14 protein-coding genes are annotated in these 16,298 nt (G+C 48.2%); 8 read left to right on the forward strand and 6 right to left on the reverse strand.

What is annotated here, in order from left to right; translation table 11 throughout:
• Positions 1-96: 96 nt before the first annotated feature.
• The 5 genes from B160_RS0120730 to gyrB all read left to right on the forward strand — a co-directional run bounded on the left by B160_RS0120730 (position 97) and on the right by gyrB (position 4,124).
• Positions 97-312, forward strand: a complete 216-nt coding sequence (locus tag B160_RS0120730; protein ID WP_018629854.1) for a hypothetical protein — start codon at positions 97-99, stop codon at positions 310-312.
• A complete protein-coding gene (locus B160_RS0120735) occupies positions 293-670 on the forward strand; it encodes a hypothetical protein (protein ID WP_018629855.1) in 378 nt (125 codons plus the stop codon). The genes B160_RS0120730 and B160_RS0120735 overlap by 20 nt, the downstream gene beginning before the upstream one ends.
• Before the next feature lie 161 nt (positions 671-831).
• Complete coding sequence (locus tag B160_RS0120740; protein WP_018629856.1) at positions 832-1,242, forward strand: DoxX family protein; 411 nt, start codon at positions 832-834, stop codon at positions 1,240-1,242.
• Positions 1,243-1,298: 56 nt separating this feature from the next.
• Positions 1,299-1,715 (forward strand): SRPBCC family protein, encoded by a 417-nt coding sequence (locus B160_RS0120745; RefSeq protein ID WP_018629857.1) that lies wholly within the window; start codon positions 1,299-1,301, stop codon positions 1,713-1,715.
• A 429-nt stretch (positions 1,716-2,144) separates the two neighbouring features.
• Positions 2,145-4,124 carry a DNA topoisomerase (ATP-hydrolyzing) subunit B gene (gene gyrB, locus B160_RS0120760; protein ID WP_018629860.1) on the forward strand — a complete coding sequence of 660 codons (1,980 nt, stop codon included), beginning with the start codon at positions 2,145-2,147 and terminating at the stop codon, positions 4,122-4,124.
• A gap of 176 nt (positions 4,125-4,300) precedes the next feature.
• Here the strand turns inward: gyrB and B160_RS0120770 are convergent, their stop codons facing one another.
• From B160_RS0120770 to B160_RS0120800, 6 genes are all read right to left on the reverse strand, one after another.
• Positions 4,301-4,564: a hypothetical protein gene (locus B160_RS0120770; protein ID WP_018629862.1), complete on the reverse strand. Its 264-nt coding sequence runs from the start codon at positions 4,562-4,564 to the stop codon at positions 4,301-4,303.
• A complete protein-coding gene (locus tag B160_RS31810; RefSeq protein WP_018629863.1) occupies positions 4,564-4,704 on the reverse strand; it encodes a hypothetical protein in 141 nt (46 codons plus the stop codon). Before B160_RS31810 ends, B160_RS0120770 begins: the two co-directional genes overlap by 1 nt.
• 47 nt (positions 4,705-4,751) lie before the next feature.
• A complete protein-coding gene (locus tag B160_RS0120780; RefSeq protein WP_018629864.1) occupies positions 4,752-7,364 on the reverse strand; it encodes a carboxypeptidase-like regulatory domain-containing protein in 2,613 nt (870 codons plus the stop codon).
• Between the two features lie 18 nt (positions 7,365-7,382).
• Positions 7,383-8,321, reverse strand: a complete 939-nt coding sequence (locus tag B160_RS0120785) for a GLPGLI family protein (protein ID WP_018629865.1) — start codon at positions 8,319-8,321, stop codon at positions 7,383-7,385.
• Between the two features lie 318 nt (positions 8,322-8,639).
• The gene (locus B160_RS0120795) at positions 8,640-9,128 is read right to left on the reverse strand and encodes an LIC11966 family surface protein (RefSeq protein ID WP_018629867.1); all 489 of its coding nucleotides are present in this window, start codon (positions 9,126-9,128) and stop codon (positions 8,640-8,642) included.
• A 41-nt stretch (positions 9,129-9,169) separates the two neighbouring features.
• A complete protein-coding gene (locus B160_RS0120800; RefSeq protein WP_018629868.1) occupies positions 9,170-10,324 on the reverse strand; it encodes a tetratricopeptide repeat protein in 1,155 nt (384 codons plus the stop codon).
• A 139-nt stretch (positions 10,325-10,463) separates the two neighbouring features.
• On the opposite strand from B160_RS0120800, the gene B160_RS0120805 reads away from it, so the two are divergent.
• The 3 genes from B160_RS0120805 (at position 10,464) to B160_RS0120820 (ending at position 16,270) form a co-directional block, all read left to right on the forward strand.
• Positions 10,464-10,667: a hypothetical protein gene (locus B160_RS0120805; RefSeq protein WP_018629869.1), complete on the forward strand. Its 204-nt coding sequence runs from the start codon at positions 10,464-10,466 to the stop codon at positions 10,665-10,667.
• A gap of 502 nt (positions 10,668-11,169) precedes the next feature.
• Positions 11,170-14,409 (forward strand): SusC/RagA family TonB-linked outer membrane protein, encoded by a 3,240-nt coding sequence (locus B160_RS0120815; protein WP_018629871.1) that lies wholly within the window; start codon positions 11,170-11,172, stop codon positions 14,407-14,409.
• A gap of 34 nt (positions 14,410-14,443) precedes the next feature.
• Positions 14,444-16,270: a RagB/SusD family nutrient uptake outer membrane protein gene (locus B160_RS0120820; protein ID WP_018629872.1), complete on the forward strand. Its 1,827-nt coding sequence runs from the start codon at positions 14,444-14,446 to the stop codon at positions 16,268-16,270.
• Positions 16,271-16,298: the final 28 nt, after the last annotated feature.

Below are 16,298 nucleotides of genomic sequence, written 5' to 3' on the forward strand. Positions count from 1 at the left end.
ATTTACTCCTAAAACGATATCTCATCATCACCTCGAACCAGATGGAGCGCCCTTACGGCCTTATTATAACAAGAAAAACCTTAGAACAAACTGCCAATGAAAAAGAAAATTGCTATAACCTTGCTGCTGCTCGGCTTTTTGTCTGCAACACTTTATGCACAAGTTCCTGTTGGCCTGAAATATGATGTGAATGGTATCCCGTTAAACGGATACTTCGATCCGTTGATCTATAACCCGGAAGAAAAGATAACGGGCATCTATTATTCTGATGCTTATGAAAAAGGATACTATTATGCTTACAAAACAATATGATGGTGCTCTGAGTGAAAATGCACAGGGAATATTGCTTGTTTCAGTACTTATTGACCACAATGGAGTTGTAAGATCCGGGAAAATTTTAAATTCTATTCACCCTGAAATCGATCGTCTTGCGAATGAATTTGTTAGCGAATATTTGTTTTCCGGATATAGGCTTATTACCAATATTAAAAACAAAAAACAGTCGGCCTTTTTTATTGAAACAATAATCTCCTTTGAATTCGGCATTAACCGTTTCTACAAAAAGCCTGTAAGGCACTATGACAACAATTTAAACTTCATGATGATGAATCATATGATGAATAATTTCAAAATACCGGTAGCGCAGCCCAGTTTCCCCCCGGGATTTTAATGCGAATAAGTCTGCATGTTGTTGTGCCTTTGCACCGTAGCGAAAGGCCCTGTCGCAAATCGCCTTTTTTAATGTCGTTTTTATACAGCAGATCCGTTCAAATGCGATGCTATGTTTGCATTGTGATTGCAACAGATCTTAAACAATTAAAAACGATAAAAATGAAAAAGACAAAAATCCTCTACTGGACATTCACCGGGCTGATCGTATTGCTGGATGGCGTAATGCCGGCGCTTACCTCTCATACCGAGCTGGCCAAACAGGGCATCAGCCACCTGGGTTATCCCGATTATTTCCGGATACTGCTGGCTATTTTTAAAGTATCCGGCGCCATTATACTGGCCCTGCCTTTTTTTAAAGGACGGATCAAAGAATGGGCATATGCCGGCTTTACCTTTAACTTTATCTGTGCGGCCGTTTCGCATGCCGCGGTAGACGGCTTTAACGGGCAAACCTTGTTCCCTTTGATCGTGCTGGTCCTACTGGGTGCCTCCTACCACTACTATCATAAACTGCGTAAGGCATCGGTATCCCAAACAGCAAACGAAACCCTGCAGTACAGCCTCGGTTAAACAAACGCTTTTATCCTTTATTAATAATTATCTTCATCACCATAAAAAAAAGAATGATGGCGTCAACAAAAATTACAGTAGCAGCAACGATCAATGCCCCGGTGGAAAAAGTATGGGAATACTGGACGGAACCGGAACACATCAAAAAATGGAACAGCGCATCGGACGACTGGCATACACCCAGCGCAGAAAATGACCTCCGGGTTGGCGGTAAATTTTCTTCAAGGATGGAAGCCCGGGACGGCAGTATGGGATTTGATTTCGGTGGTGTCTATGACGAAGTGGTCATCAACACCCAGATCGGCTATACTATGGGCGATGGCCGGCAGGTGCAGGTTCTTTTTGCTTCCGGCGAGGACGGCACGACCGTTACCGAGACCTTTGATGCCGAAACCCTGCACTCTGTGGAAATGCAGCAGGCCGGATGGCAATCGATCCTTGATAACTTTAAACGTTATACGGAAGAACATTAACCCTCCGGGACAAAGGGCTTTCCGGAAGATAACGGCCGGGGGCTGCTCAAAAGTTGCGACAGGTATCGGCTTTTGAGGCAGCCTCCGGTTTTTTGTATGGGCAGCCTCCCCGGAAAAAGAAAAACGGCACGCCGGCAGGTGAATCGGAAGCCCCTGTTTTTTAAAGCAGGATGCTCCGGAGGATAAAAATAAAAACCAGGTTCCGCTGCTTTTTAGCAGCTGGCAGCCGGTTATCGGGCAGTCTCCCGCTTCCGCCCTCGGAACCCGATTTAGAAGTATATTTATAACCGGCTGAAATCCAATAATAACGCTGCTTTTCCAGCAAACCGGAGTTATACACATTGGGTGTAAATAATGCGGAAAAACGCGTATTTTTTCGTAAATTTGTAGACTATACAACGGAACATACATTAAAATTTTTCATATTATATGAGCGAAGAAGTAAAGGATGTGGAAGCCGCTGCTTCCCCTGCCTACGGTGCGGATAGCATCCAGGTGCTGGAAGGGTTGGAAGCGGTGCGCAAACGCCCGGCTATGTATATTGGAGACATCGGTGTAAAAGGATTGCATCACCTGGTGTACGAAGTGGTGGATAACTCAATTGATGAAGCACTGGCGGGATATTGTAAAAACATCCTTGTAACCATTCATGAAGACAACTCCATTTCTGTGGAAGATGATGGCCGGGGTATCCCTACCGGTATCAACCAAAAAATGGGCGTTAGCGCCCTGCAGGTGGCCATGACGGTATTGCATGCCGGAGGTAAGTTTGATAAAAATACGTATAAGGTATCCGGCGGTCTGCACGGGGTAGGGGTAAGCTGCGTGAACGCACTGAGTACCCGGATGCGCTCCGTGGTGCACCGCGACGGAAAAATATTTGAGCAGGAATACCATATCGGCGTTCCTGATTATCCGGTACGCGAAATCGGTACAACGGATAAGCATGGCACCATTCAGCATTTCTGGCCCGACACGACCATTTTTACTTCCATCGAGTATAAACGTGATATCCTCGAAGGCCGTTTGCGGGAGCTGTCGTTCCTGAATAAAAAGATCAGCATTACCCTTACCGACAAACGGGAGAAAGACGAACAGGGCAATGATATTACCAAGGTGTTTTACAGCGAGGGCGGGATCACGGAATTTGTAGAGATGCTGGATAAGAACGGCGGAAGAACGCCGCTGATCCCCAAAGTACTGTACGTAGAGGGACATGACGAAAACACCCATGTGGCCGTGGACGTGGCACTGACCTATAATGATTCTTTCAGCGAGCATATCTTTTCGTATGTAAACAATATCAACACTATTGAAGGAGGAACCCATGTAACGGGGTTCCGGCAGGCGCTGACCCGTATCTTTAAAACCTACGGCGATAAGGAAGGGCTGTTTGAAAAAGCCAAGGTAACGATCGATGGGGATGACTTTCGCGAAGGGCTCAGCGCCATCATTTCGGTGAAGGTTCCGGAGCCGCAGTTTGAAGGCCAAACAAAGACCAAGCTGGGCAACAGTGAGGTAAGCGGAGTGGTACAGACCACTGTGGCACGCGTACTGCAAACCTACCTTGAAGAAAATCCCAAGGATGCCAAAAACATCATCAATAAAGTGATCCTGGCTGCCCAGGCCCGGATCGCAGCCCGGAAGGCCCGTGATCTCGTACAACGCAAAACCGTGCTGAGCGGGGGCGGACTGCCGGGTAAGCTGGCAGACTGTTCCGACCGCGACCCAGAGCGTTGTGAACTCTACCTGGTGGAGGGAGATTCTGCGGGTGGTACCGCCAAACAGGGACGCGACCGGAGTTTTCAGGCCATCCTGCCATTGAGGGGTAAGATCCTGAACGTGGAAAAAGCCATGGAGCACAAGATCTACGAAAATGAGGAGATCCGGAATATCTATACGGCGCTTGGAGTAACCGTAGGAACCCCGGAAGATCCCAAGGCATTGAACCTTGCAAAGCTCCGCTATCATAAGCTGATCATTATGACGGATGCCGATGTGGATGGAAGTCATATTGCCACATTGATCCTTACGTTTGTGTATCGTTATATGAAAGAGCTGGTGGAGCAGGGATATGTTTACCTTGCACAGCCACCGTTGTACCTGGTTAAGAAAGGGAAGGAATCGGCGTATGCCTATAACGAAGATCAGCGTAAAGCCCTTGTAGAGCGGCTGGGCGCTGGCCGGGAAGATTCTGTGAACATCCAGCGGTATAAAGGTTTGGGAGAGATGAATGCCGAGCAATTATGGGAAACCACTATGGACCCGGATCGCCGGACCCTGAAGCAGGTGACCATCGAAAGCGCCGCAGAAGCAGACCGCGTCTTTAGCATGCTGATGGGCGATGAAGTGGCTCCCCGCCGCGAGTTTATAGAAAGCAACGCAAAATACGCCAAGCTGGATATTTAATTGTTAAGCAACAGGAATGCGGCTTTTGGATGGCAGCGCTTGGGGCCGGCCAAAAAGCAGCAAAATACTGGAAGGGACGGCCCCTGCACCGCAGCGGCTTATACAGTGTGCTTAACACCTCATTCGACCGGGATCCTGTAGCATGCTGCAAATTTTAATTTCCGGGCGCGGACGCGTCAATCGATCTGTTTTGCCTTTTCCTGAGCTGCATGGTTAAAAGAATCCAGGAGTCGTACGCCCTCTGAAATGTCATTCATTGCCGCGGCGTTTACCCGCATACGGGGAATGGTGTCGGACAATAGCTGCTGTGCGGTAAGGGTATCTGCCAATCTGGCTTCTTTTAACCCGAAATCATTCCCGGAAAAAGAGAGGTTCCGTAACTGCTTTTCTATGTTCTTTAGATGGGTACTAGCGTTTTTATAATAGTTGGGATCATTCATTAAGGGGATGCCTTTTTTGCCTGTAATTTGATGACCGTCAGTGATGCCAGGTAGTTGATGGCTTCTTTATGCGGATCCCGGCAGGCTGTCGGGAGCAGCCATACAAAAGAAAGGACCAATAAGAGATACCGGAAATGCATCAGGCGAAAATAAAAAGTTCTTGTGAATACCTGTTTTAGCGCACCGGTTAGAAATCAAATGAAGTCAGCAAACACAACATGCGGGGGCGAAGCAGGTAGGAGGTGCTGCTGACCTGGTTGTCGTTTATACCGAGCGTTCTAAAATGGTTGACGTTCGCTATATTGCTGCAGCTTAAACGGAGCAGTAATTTTCTTTTATCAAATTTGTATTGAGCATAAGCATCCATAAAGAGGTTGGATGTGACCGGGTTCCCTTTTTGCACTGAGTAGTAATACTGGTTGCTGAAATGCATGCTCCATCCATTTGCCGGATATACCGTAATACCGGACTGCTGCTTCCATTGCCGCAGCTTTTGCATCCGGAATCCTGCCTGTGCAGATGTGGTACTGTATTGGGTGTAACCGGACGACAGATCCAATTTTAACCATTTTAACACGGTAGGCGCAACAGAGATGCCCACCGATTTTGTGCGGGAGAAAACGGAAAACAATTGCTCATTCTGCAGTTGTTGTGCGCCGGCCATACGCAACGATCCGTCGAGGACAATGGTGGTGTTTAAGGCAAAAATATATTTACCTGCCCGCGCAGATACGCTTCCTGACCGATACTGGTTGATGATGGGCAGGGCCTGTACAACCGTCCGGTCATTTTTAATGGTAGTGCTGTACATGAAAAAGCTCTTTGTGGCGGCATACTGCAGATCAACAGCCGCAAAGAGCATCCTGATGATCTTTTTGTAGCCAAAACCGGCATGGAGGGTATGGCTGCGGCTCATCAGAAAAGGCGTCTCGTAGGAAGCAAAATTCCGATAGCCCGAAATAATGGCTCCTCCATAAACCTGTTCGATGCCCGCTGTTTTGTAGTCAAGATGGTAGTCGAGGGCCAGGGTATGCTCTTTCCCCACCCGGTACTCCCAGCTGAGGGCAGGCTCGGAAGTGAGACGTGCTCCTGCGTCCTTATTATCAGCTACGGAATCATTGGAGTAATGATAGTGTTGCCATTTGAGCGGTGCATTCAGGATCAGCAAACTCCTGTTTCCGCTGTAAGTGAGTTGCGCCCCGGAGAACAATTCGCTTTTCTTCCAGTTGAGCGCATTTCCAAATCCGGCCGGAACACTCGACAAGCTGTCGCTTTGCAAAAGGGCAACACGGGACTGCAATTGTTGGCGCTGCCAGTTAAAACCGGTATTCAGCCCCAGGGTCCAGTTTGCAAAAACCCTGCTGTAGCTGAAGGTTGTCTGGTCTTGAAAGCGCTTTAGTCCCAGGTGCTGGATGGTTTGCAGGTAGGGGATGCTGTCGTTGATGACCTGCGGCAAGACGCCCGGATCGTATGCCGACTGTTTTGGGTCGCTGGAATAGCTGAAGGTGTTTCCATAATGCAGCAGGTGTTTTTTACCGATCAGCAGATACCCGCCGGCCGTATTGCTGATGCTGGTGCTGGTATGTTTGCCGTGCTGTTTGATCCGGTTGCCGGTGATGGTTGCCGTGGCTTGGAGATCGCGGTTATGGTCAAATGTACTTGCTGTTTTAAAATAGGTCTTCGGGCTGTTGATCGCAAACGTCAAGCCGAGGTGCAAAGCATTTGTTGCAAGCTGGTTCTGGTTGTCTTCGCTGTATGCCACACGATCCCCGTTGGGTAAGTAATACAGCGTGCGGAATTCATTGCCGGTCCGCTGCCGGTCCTTTATATAAAACCCGTTTAATGTGATGCCGGTAGCGGGATTCAGCTTATAAAGATCATTGATGTTGAACATGCGGCTGTTGTTAAAGAGTGCCCTGCCGGCTTCTATTCCGCGGGGTTCCTGTAAACCGGCAATGCCTGATTCACGGGTGTAGCTTGTTCCCATATCATTCAGCTTGATCTCATTAATGGCCTTGAATTTTTTCCGGAACGCCATGCTTTTGCCCTCAACGGCATAGGCTTTTGGCAGGCCTCCGGTTAGCTCCGCGTTGTGGATCATTTTCAATTTACTTTTAGGTTTCAATAGCACATTGACCCCTGCCCGGTTCGAGGGTACGATGCCGTTCAGCATTTTAACATCCTGGTTGTGTTCGATGATCTGCACCTTATCGATATCTGCCGCATTGATATTATCCGTTGCGATCGTATAACGCCCGCCCAACAGATCATCACCTTCAATATAAAACTTGTTGATCTCCTTTCCTTTGTATTTGATCACGCCGGCATCGTCTACTTCCACGCCCGGCAGTTTTTTAATGATATCACCCAGGTGCCGGTCCGATCTTTCGGTAAAATGAGCGGCATCATAGCTAAGGGTATCCCCTTTTTGCACAATGGGGCGCCTGTTGTTCGTTACTGTAACATTGGGAAGCAAGTGCGGTTCGGAAGGCCGCATGAAGAAATGAATCAGCCTCTTGTGCTCCACTATGGGCTGCTGCTGTTTTAAAAAACCGGCCAGGCTTACTTTTACTGCAAGTGCTGCCCCTGTTGGGGGAACGGCAAAGAAATAGCGCCCTGCGGTATCGGTTGTGGTAAAGAGCAGCCCTGCCTGGTCCGCCAGGCGTACCAGAATTACGGTGGCGCCCGGCAATGCATTCCCTGCAGTGTCTTTTACCGTTCCGGACAACTGAATATTGGTTTGCTGTCCGGCGGCGGCAAATGCAAATGACCACAACAATAAAACAAACGTCTTTCTCATAAAAGCGAACCGGCAGGATCATTCCGTTATGAGATCGATCGGATTATTGGCTTTGATATTTTTGGGCGCGGATGTGCTTTTCCGGACGTCGATGCTTTTAATTTTGGAGGCATCAAAGTCGCCCATGATCCCTGCAGTTCTCCCTACCGTAGATCTTTTTCCCCGGTTGGCATCAATAAATGCCTGCGGGTTGCGTTTGAATGCTTCTTCAGCCCGGGCAAAGGCCGGGTACGTAGTCGTTTCTGCGTTGGCAGGTAAGCCCACCGGTTCCAGGACGCTGTGCTGCTCCTCAACCCGGTTCAGACGATAAATAACTTCCATCCGGTCATCGTAAGCCTCCAGGATCAGACCCGGTAGCCCGTTCAGTCTTCTCGGCCCAAAGCGATGTGGCAGATCGGTGCAAAACCAGGCAGTGTACCATCTGCCGTAGCTGTGCCCCGTTGCCTTCTGACATAAAAAGCCACGGATGGTCTTTGTAGAATCGGTAATATTCCAGTCGATCGGGGGTTGCAGCGCCTGAATAATAAAGGAAACCCCGGCCAGTACTTTTATTTCGCAGACCATCGGTTTGGGGCTGCTTTCAATATAAAACCAGTCTGCCGAACTCGGTGCTCCTGCAAGGGTAATGGCTACATGGTTGGGATCCGGCGCGTTTTTAAAAGCTGCTGCAACCTGGTTTCTCATCAGCGTATCGTTTTGTTTTTTTGTATAGCTGGTAAAAGAGCTGCTGTTTTTAGTATAATCGAGTTCGAAGATCTCTTCATAGTAATAGTCGCGATGTGCGGTATCTTTCATATAGCTGAAGTTGTACAACACCCTTCCGATAACGGGTTGGGCGTTCTTCAGGGGAGATGCAACGGCCGTGGTACGGAGGGTTACCTGAGAGAAAGCGGTTGTTTGTGCCAGGATGAAAAACATCAGGCCTGGGTACTGCAGTAAATAGTTGCGCCGGGTCATAGTATTATTAATTTATCGCAATGATACGAAATTTTCGTAGATATTGATCAGTACGTCCGGATTCTTTTTCGTGCATGCTTTATATTGCCGTATGCCGGCAGGCAGGGGGCAGGGGAAAAGTTACCCGGAAATGAAGCGGCTTTTCCTGGCGTGCCGGACAAACACATTTGATGGGATAAGCGGCATGGCCGCAGTGCAGATTGTTAAAAACGGGCCTTAACTCATTTAAGAAGTGGCAATGTCCTGCAAAAGGTAAGTATCATAAGCCGTGCCGGTGGCATTGCATCACCAGCTGTATTGCCCCGCTGGCGGTATTCTTTATGGCCGCTGCAGTGTGATGTTGTATTTCTTCGCAAACTGCTTTTGCGCACGTACAAATTTTTTATCAACCATCGCTCCCTGTTGCTGTATAGTATGCACAATTTGCTGTACCTGCTGCCGGGCATCGGCGGGTGCAGGCCTGGCAAATCGCAGCCCGAGAAGTTTTTTAAAATCTTCTGCCAATACCTTTCTGAAGAAGTCGAACCCTTCCAGCAGTGCGGCCTTCATTCCAAAGTCGTCTCCGTCAAATTGCAGTACTGCTGCTTTTTTCTGTTCGTCGCCAATATACGTGGAAAGGTCTGCCAGCAGTTTGTACGCTTCGGCGCTATCCGCTGCTTGCAAAAGCTGGTTGAATTTGGGCGTTTCTGCTGCAACTTCCTGCTGGATCTTTACCAGGTTGTTATTGTAAACAACTGCCTGCTTCTGGTTATTACCACAGGAGGCCAGCACAAGGCTGCCCATCAGGATGAACAATATTTTCCTCATTGTGTCAAGTTTCAATAAAGATAACGGCTTTTGGGGGCCGGTCAGTTTTTTTGAAGGTTTAAAAAAGCCTTGATATATTGAGTGATATCTTCTTCGTTACTGGTTTTAGGTACCGGCCGGGCGCGCAGGAATCTTTTGTAATAGCCCGCAGCCCGTGCCCTGTTTTTCAGATGGCTGTCAAATACAGTTCCTGCCTGGAACAGGTCGATGGGGTCTTTAAAAATGTAGTAGGAGGTATCGTACAGGGCAACGGCCCGGGTATAATTGTTAGTAGCAAGCGCATTGCCGGCTTTCGCCCGCAGGTAGGTGGCCGCCATCTCCTGGATATTAAAAGCGATGCATTCGGTGAGCAACGAGTCGCTGACCACATAGTTTTTTTTCATGGAATGGGCCAGGGCGGCGCCATAGGCAGCGGACTCGCCGCCGATTCCCTGCAGCTCCAGCCAGCTGAAAATGCGCAGCACACTGTCCGGCTGTTTTAAGTTCAGGTAGCTGTACAGGAGATTGATGTAAACTCCCGGGCGGTCTACCGGTAACGGATCCTGCGCACGCAGCCGCTCTCCCCAGGCAATGGCTTCCTGGTAGCGCCCGGTACTGAAACAAAGATTGACCTTTTTCCCCATGACCGGCAGATAGCTGGTGTCCGATTGTAAAAAACGGTCAACAATCGCCTCCGCCTCCTTTTTCTGTTTGGCATTGTCCAGGTAGGTGGCGTAGTCATAGACCACCTGACCGGCCTGCGGCCTTAATGCATAACTTTTCCGGATATAGGCGATCGCAGAATCGGGTTGTCTCAGCCTTGACCATACCGTGGCTGCGGCATGCCAGTATTTATAGCGGTCCGGAAGCAAACGGATGAGGTTTTTGTAGTAAAACAGCGCATTTTGCTCGTCCCCCTTCATATTCGAAAGCCGGGCCAGGTACAGCTGGGGCGCCGGCAATTGCGGGTTCTTTTGGTAAAGTTTGGTAAATGCAGACAGGGCTTCTGTAAACTGGTCGTTCATATAATGCACGTAGCCCAGGTCAAACAGGTATTGCTCCTGTTCAGGGGCCGGAACGGTGGTTAAATAGTGCAATGCCTGTTCATAATCCTGATTTTTACAAAATGTTAGCACTTGCAGCGGGTCGTAACCCTCCTGTGCGCCGGCACCTATTGCGTGGAGGCTTAGCAGGGTGATAATGAGTTTTTTAAACATAATTCTGGTTTAAGATAACGGATATTTTTGTAAATATAACTAATTTGTTAGTTATAAAAGTTTATTGCGGTAACATATTTAGGAGCTGGTTTAGATAAAAACCCTTAATTTCAAGTTTTCAAATCAAAAATTATTCATTATGGCAGATGCAACTCTTACCGCTTACAATGTGAAAACAAAAGAAAAGAATGTACCGATCCAGGATGCTGTAATTTCCCGTACAGTAAAGGGCGGCTATATTGCAAAAGGACACGACGGAAAAGGAAACAAGCTCACTTCTCTTTTGGGAGAAGAAAAAGCTTTGGCTGCTATTAAGGCCGGTTTGGCAAAACAAGACTGGTAGTTTTTTTAATTTATTTCTGCATACGAGCCCCACATATTGTGGGGTTTTTTGTTGGGCGGCGGTGCCGGGCACACCATTATTTCCAGGTATACCGGGGGGAAAAGCACCGGAATAAGGACTTCGGGGGCTTTCCGGTAACGATTGCGTAAAAATTGTACGCCGGAATGGCGCATACAAGGAAAAAAAGTGATAAAATTGTAATCGATTGCATTTCGTGAAATTGCTTGTGTTGCTCAATGCTGCGGTGATTCGGTGATTATTAGGGAAGCGCGCCGGGTGCATCGCAAAAGAAGTTCCGCAATTCGAAGGCCCGTAAGGGGAACTTTCCGCTCCGTCTGACGGAGTACCGCCGCTCTGATTTTGCAGAGCCGCACGGGGCTGTGCGCCGGAAGGCTAAGGGTTCTAACAGCGCTGTTGCCGGAAAGGATACCTCAAAAAAGTGCAGTCGACCATAAGAAGGTGTAAACCAGCATAACTGGATCTAAATTCAAATTACTGCCGTATGAACAGAGTATTATTATTGTTATTGAGTATGGTGTTTGGTGCCCATCTGCATGCACAAACAAAAAAAATATCGGGTACCGTGCTTGACGATGCGGACGTTCCGCTTGCAGGGGTAACCGTTACGCTGCTCCAGAGCAGGGTGGCCACCCAAACCGACGGGAATGGCCGCTTTACCATTCAGGTGTCCGGTACCGGCGACCCGAAGCTTGTTTTTTCCTATACCGGCTACCTCAGCCAGACCATTGCCGCAGAAAACGGCATGAACGTGAAAATGGCCAGGGATGTTGTCTCCGAACAGGATGTGGTGGTGGTGGTGGATTACGGGTATGGCACCATAAAAAAATCGGATATGACCGGGTCGGTGGCCACGCTCTCGGGAAAAGACCTGGCAAAGATCCCTATGGCCAATGCTGCTTCGGCCATGACGGGGCGTTTGCCGGGTGTGCGGGTGCTTACCGCGGACGGTGCGCCGGATGCAGAAGTGAGCATTCGTGTACGCGGGGGGGGATCGATTACGCAGGATAATGCCCCGCTCTTTGTTGTAGACGGATTTATTGTAAGCAGCATAAGGGATATACCGCCGACAGATATTGAATCTATTAATGTTTTAAAAGATGCTTCTGCAACGGCTATTTACGGGGCACGGGCCGCAAATGGCGTAATTGTTGTAACAACCAAACGTCCCAAAGCCGGTAAAGTGTCTGTCTCTTACAACGGCTATTACCAGTTAAAGAAGCTTCCCGGGGATAGAAAATTAGAGGTATTGGACCCTTATGAATTCGTATTGGCGAATTATGAGTACTACCGGCTGCAATCCGACGCGGCTACCAGGGGGTTTGAACGTTTTTTTGGGGCGTATGACGACCTGGAGCTTTACAAAAGCAAACCTTATAAAGACTGGCAGCAGATCTTATTTGGAGCGCCGCGCCCCTCATGGTACCATAATCTTACCTTAACCGGCGGTACGGATATGACAAAATTGTTCCTGAGCCTTACCAATAATGATGACGCCGGTTTACTGATCAATAATGCGTTTAAACGCAATGCGCTTAATTTTAAGCTGGATCAGAAAATAACGGAGAAACTTTCGGTGGGACTTGGTGCCCGCATTACCAAAAGCGTGGTGGATGGAGCGGGCACCGCCGGCGCGCAATTATCCATAAAAGATGCCGTACAGACCCGGCCTACCAACGGTTTGGCCGATGAAATGGTGATCGACCCCGGAGCCATCGACCCCAATGATGATTATGCCCAGTTTATACAAAGCCTGGTAAGCCCCGATGAACTGGTAAAGCAGGACTGGCGGAAACGTACCACGCAAACCTATATTTTGAACCCAACGCTTGAATATAAGATCCTTTCCAACCTGACTTTTAAATCCAATTATAGCTACTCGAAAACCTTTGAAGAAAATCTTCGTTTTTACGGGCCGCTTACCGGAGAGTCGTTCAACAATGGCGGCAATATGCCGCTGGGCGAAAAGACCAATGAAGAGAACTATTCTTATCGCTGGACGAATATCCTGAATTATAAGCTGAGAAATCTTAAGAATCAAAGCCTCGATGTACTTTTGGGTCAGGAGATACAGTCCGGCGGTGGAAAGAGCTCATTCATTCGTTCAGAAGATTTCCGGCTTTCCATAACACCCGAAGAGCTTTTTGCCAATATGGCTTTTGGCCGTACGGATCGCCTGGCAACAGAAGAAGGCACCGCTGCCAATTTGCTTTCAGGCTTTGGGCGGATTGATTACCAGCTGCAGAATAAATACATGGCCACGTTTACTTTTCGTGGCGATGCGTCCAGCAGGTTTTCCAAAGAGAACCGGCTGGCCTTTTTCCCGGCCGCTGCTGTGGGCTGGAAATTGTCCAATGAAAAATTCCTTTCCGGTGTATCGTGGATAAAAGAGCTTAAGCTGAGAGCCAGCTATGGCGCCACCGGTAACGACCGTATTCCTACCACGGCGTCGCAGTTTCTTTTTTCCGCTGCCACCAACCGCGGCCCGGGTTTTGGCAATGTAGATAATGTGTACTATACGCCAGAGGGCTCTACCTTATTCAACCCTGCCCTAAAGTGGGAAACTACCATAAACAGGAATATTGGATTGGATTTTACGCTGTTTGGATCGGGCATTACCGGCTCTCTTGATTTTTATAAGAATACCGTTAAGGACCTGCTCTATCAAACCGCTATCCCAACCAATACAGGCTTCTCCGCCCAATGGGCCAATATCGGGAGTAACTCTAACCAGGGCGTGGAGCTGGGTTTAAACGCAGACATTATCAGGAAAAAGGACCTGCAGGTGAGTGCCAATTTTAATATAGGACGTAATGTGGGTAAAATTGTAGAGCTGGATGGTACCAACTCCCGCTTTCAGCAGTCTAACTGGGCCAGCACCGACTTAAAAGACCGGGATGATTTTTACTATGAAGTAGGCGGGCGCATAGGGGACGTATATGGATATGTAACAGACGGGTACTACCAGGTATCGGATTTTGAAAGTTATGATGAAACAACCAGGCGGTATGTGCTGAAAGAGGGCGTACCCAATGCAGGAGGAACGGTGGGGAATACAAATATACGCCCGGGGTTTTTGAAACTGAAGGATCTGAATGCTGATGGCGTTATCAACAGTGAAGACCGGCAGGTAATTGGTAATACATTGCCTAAAGCACAGGGTGGCTTTGGGTTTGATGTAAGCTATAAAGGTTTTGATCTTGCCATATTTTTCGACTGGACCTATGGAAACGATGTATATAATGCCGGTAAGATCCAATACAGCCAGTTCAGACGTGTTACTTATGGCAACCTTTTAGCCTCTATGAGCCTTGATAACCGCTTCTCTTACCTGGATGTTGACGGTACCTATACCGGAACGCCCGGAAGTATCGTGACCGATCTGGAGCAGCTGGCGCAAATGAACGCCAATAAAAATATCTGGTCTCATGCCAGCTACGGAGTGGCACAGGCCGTTATTCACTCATGGGCGATAGAAGACGGCTCTTTTATCCGCCTGAACAACCTGAATATAGGGTATTCATTGCCAAAAAGGCTGATCTCGAAAGCGGGGCTGAGCCTGTTCAGGATATATGTTACCGGCAATAATTTGAAACTCTGGACGAAGTACTCGGGTTATGATCCCGAAGTGACTACCAGGGGAAATGGGCTCACACCGGGTGTGGATTATTCGGGTTTTCCAAGAAGCCGCTCCTTTACTTTTGGTGTGAACGTAGCCTTTTAAACAGCAAAGTTCATTATTTTAAAATAATAAAATTATGATACAGATAAAACTCAAATATATACTCATACTGGCACTGCCCCTGCTTTTCGCTTCCTGCAAAAAGTTTTTGGAGCCCGATTCGTTATCGACCTTTGATATCAACTATATCTATTCGAATGTGGATGATACCCGAAAAGGTGTGAATGCCGCATATGAGTCCTTTGGTACAGACGGCTTTCGCTCCCGGCTTTCCAATAACATGACCGGTAATACAGATATAGAACACAGCAGTGGCTGGGGGAGTGCATCGGACCGCTACCAGATATGGGATCTGAATGCCTTGTCTACAAATGGAGACCTTCGCCAGTTTTGGAACGCGGCCTATACCGCTATCCGCAACGCAAACATAGCCATAGAAGGAATTGAAGCCAGTGCGGTCTTACAGTCGTCGGATGCGGCTACCCAAAACCTTATGTATAACATGTTGGGAGAAGCCTATACCATCAGGGCTTACTGGTACAGCATGCTGGTTTATTTTTTTGGAGATGTTCCGGATGTACGCGAGTATCCAAAAGCAGGCGCAAACTTTTTCCTGCCAAGAGAAGACCGGAATGTAATTCTTTCACAGGTAATAGAAGACCTCATCAAAATTGAGGACAAGATGATGTGGGCAGATGAGAGCCCCTATGGTACCGAACAGGTAAACCGGGAATATACCATGGGTATGATCGCGCGCCTTGCCTTACAGCGGGGCGGTTATTATCTGACCCCCGAGATGAACATGGAGCGTAAAAGCGACTATCCCGAATACTACCAGATTGCCAAAACCTACACCGAAAAGCTTATGTCTTTAAAAGACCGGGAGCTGCCCACAGATTACCGGCAGATATTTATGAACCAGAATAAATTTATCACGACGGTAAACAGTGAAGTGTTGTTTGAAGTGCCTTTTGCACTGGGAAACGGGGATGTGGCATGGAATATAGGCATTACAGTTGACGGCGGTGCTACTGCGACCCACCAATATGGATCAGGTAGCAACTATATGGCCATGCCGCCCAGTTATTATTTTTCGTTCGATACGCTGGATGTGCGGAGAGATGTTACCTGTGCGCTGTATAAAGTGAACACCGATTTTGAGGAAGTATTTGTAAACGGACCTACCAACATCGCCCAGGGTAAATGGAGCCGGTATTTCTTACCCAATCCTCCGGGACAGAACTCTGCAAAAGGTACCGGTATTAACTGGCCAATGATGCGTTATGCCGATGTGCTGCTGATGCACGCCGAAGCGGTGAATGAGCTGGAAGGTCCTACGGCTGCTGCGCAGGAATCCCTGGCCCGTGTAAGGCGGAGGGCATTTGCCGCGTCGCTGTGGCCGGCAAAAGTGGATGCCTACATTGCCGCTGCTTCCTCAAGCAAGGAAAATTTCTTTAAAGCAATTGTAGATGAGCGTGCCTGGGAATTTGGCGGCGAAATGATCCGGAAATATGAACTGATCCGCTGGAACCTGTATGCTCAGAAGATGGAGGAAACTGTTGAAACCCTGCAGGATATGGCCAACTCGGCCGTAACCGGTGCGGGAAAATATGCCAATTATCCCAATTACATGTATTGGAAACGCGATGCGTCCGGTCATTTTATAGTGCTCAACCCGAACCGGAAAGTAGCTGCGGCGCCGGATGAATCCTGGAGCAGGGTAAACTTCCTGCTCGATTTATGGGATGGCACCAGGAACACCTATAAAGAATGGGTAACCAAAGACTGGGCAAACTATTATAACGGTCCCAAGCCGGGTGTTGCAAGATATATCTTCCCTGTTCCGGAAGAAGCGGTGGCGGCAAGTAAAGGAAATATGACCAACGAAGGCTATATGTTTTAATCACTAATGAACAACAGGCTATATCAAT

The sequence above is a fragment of the Niabella aurantiaca DSM 17617 genome (genome assembly GCF_000374125.1).
Classification (GTDB): Bacteria; Bacteroidota; Bacteroidia; order Chitinophagales; family Chitinophagaceae; genus Niabella; species Niabella aurantiaca.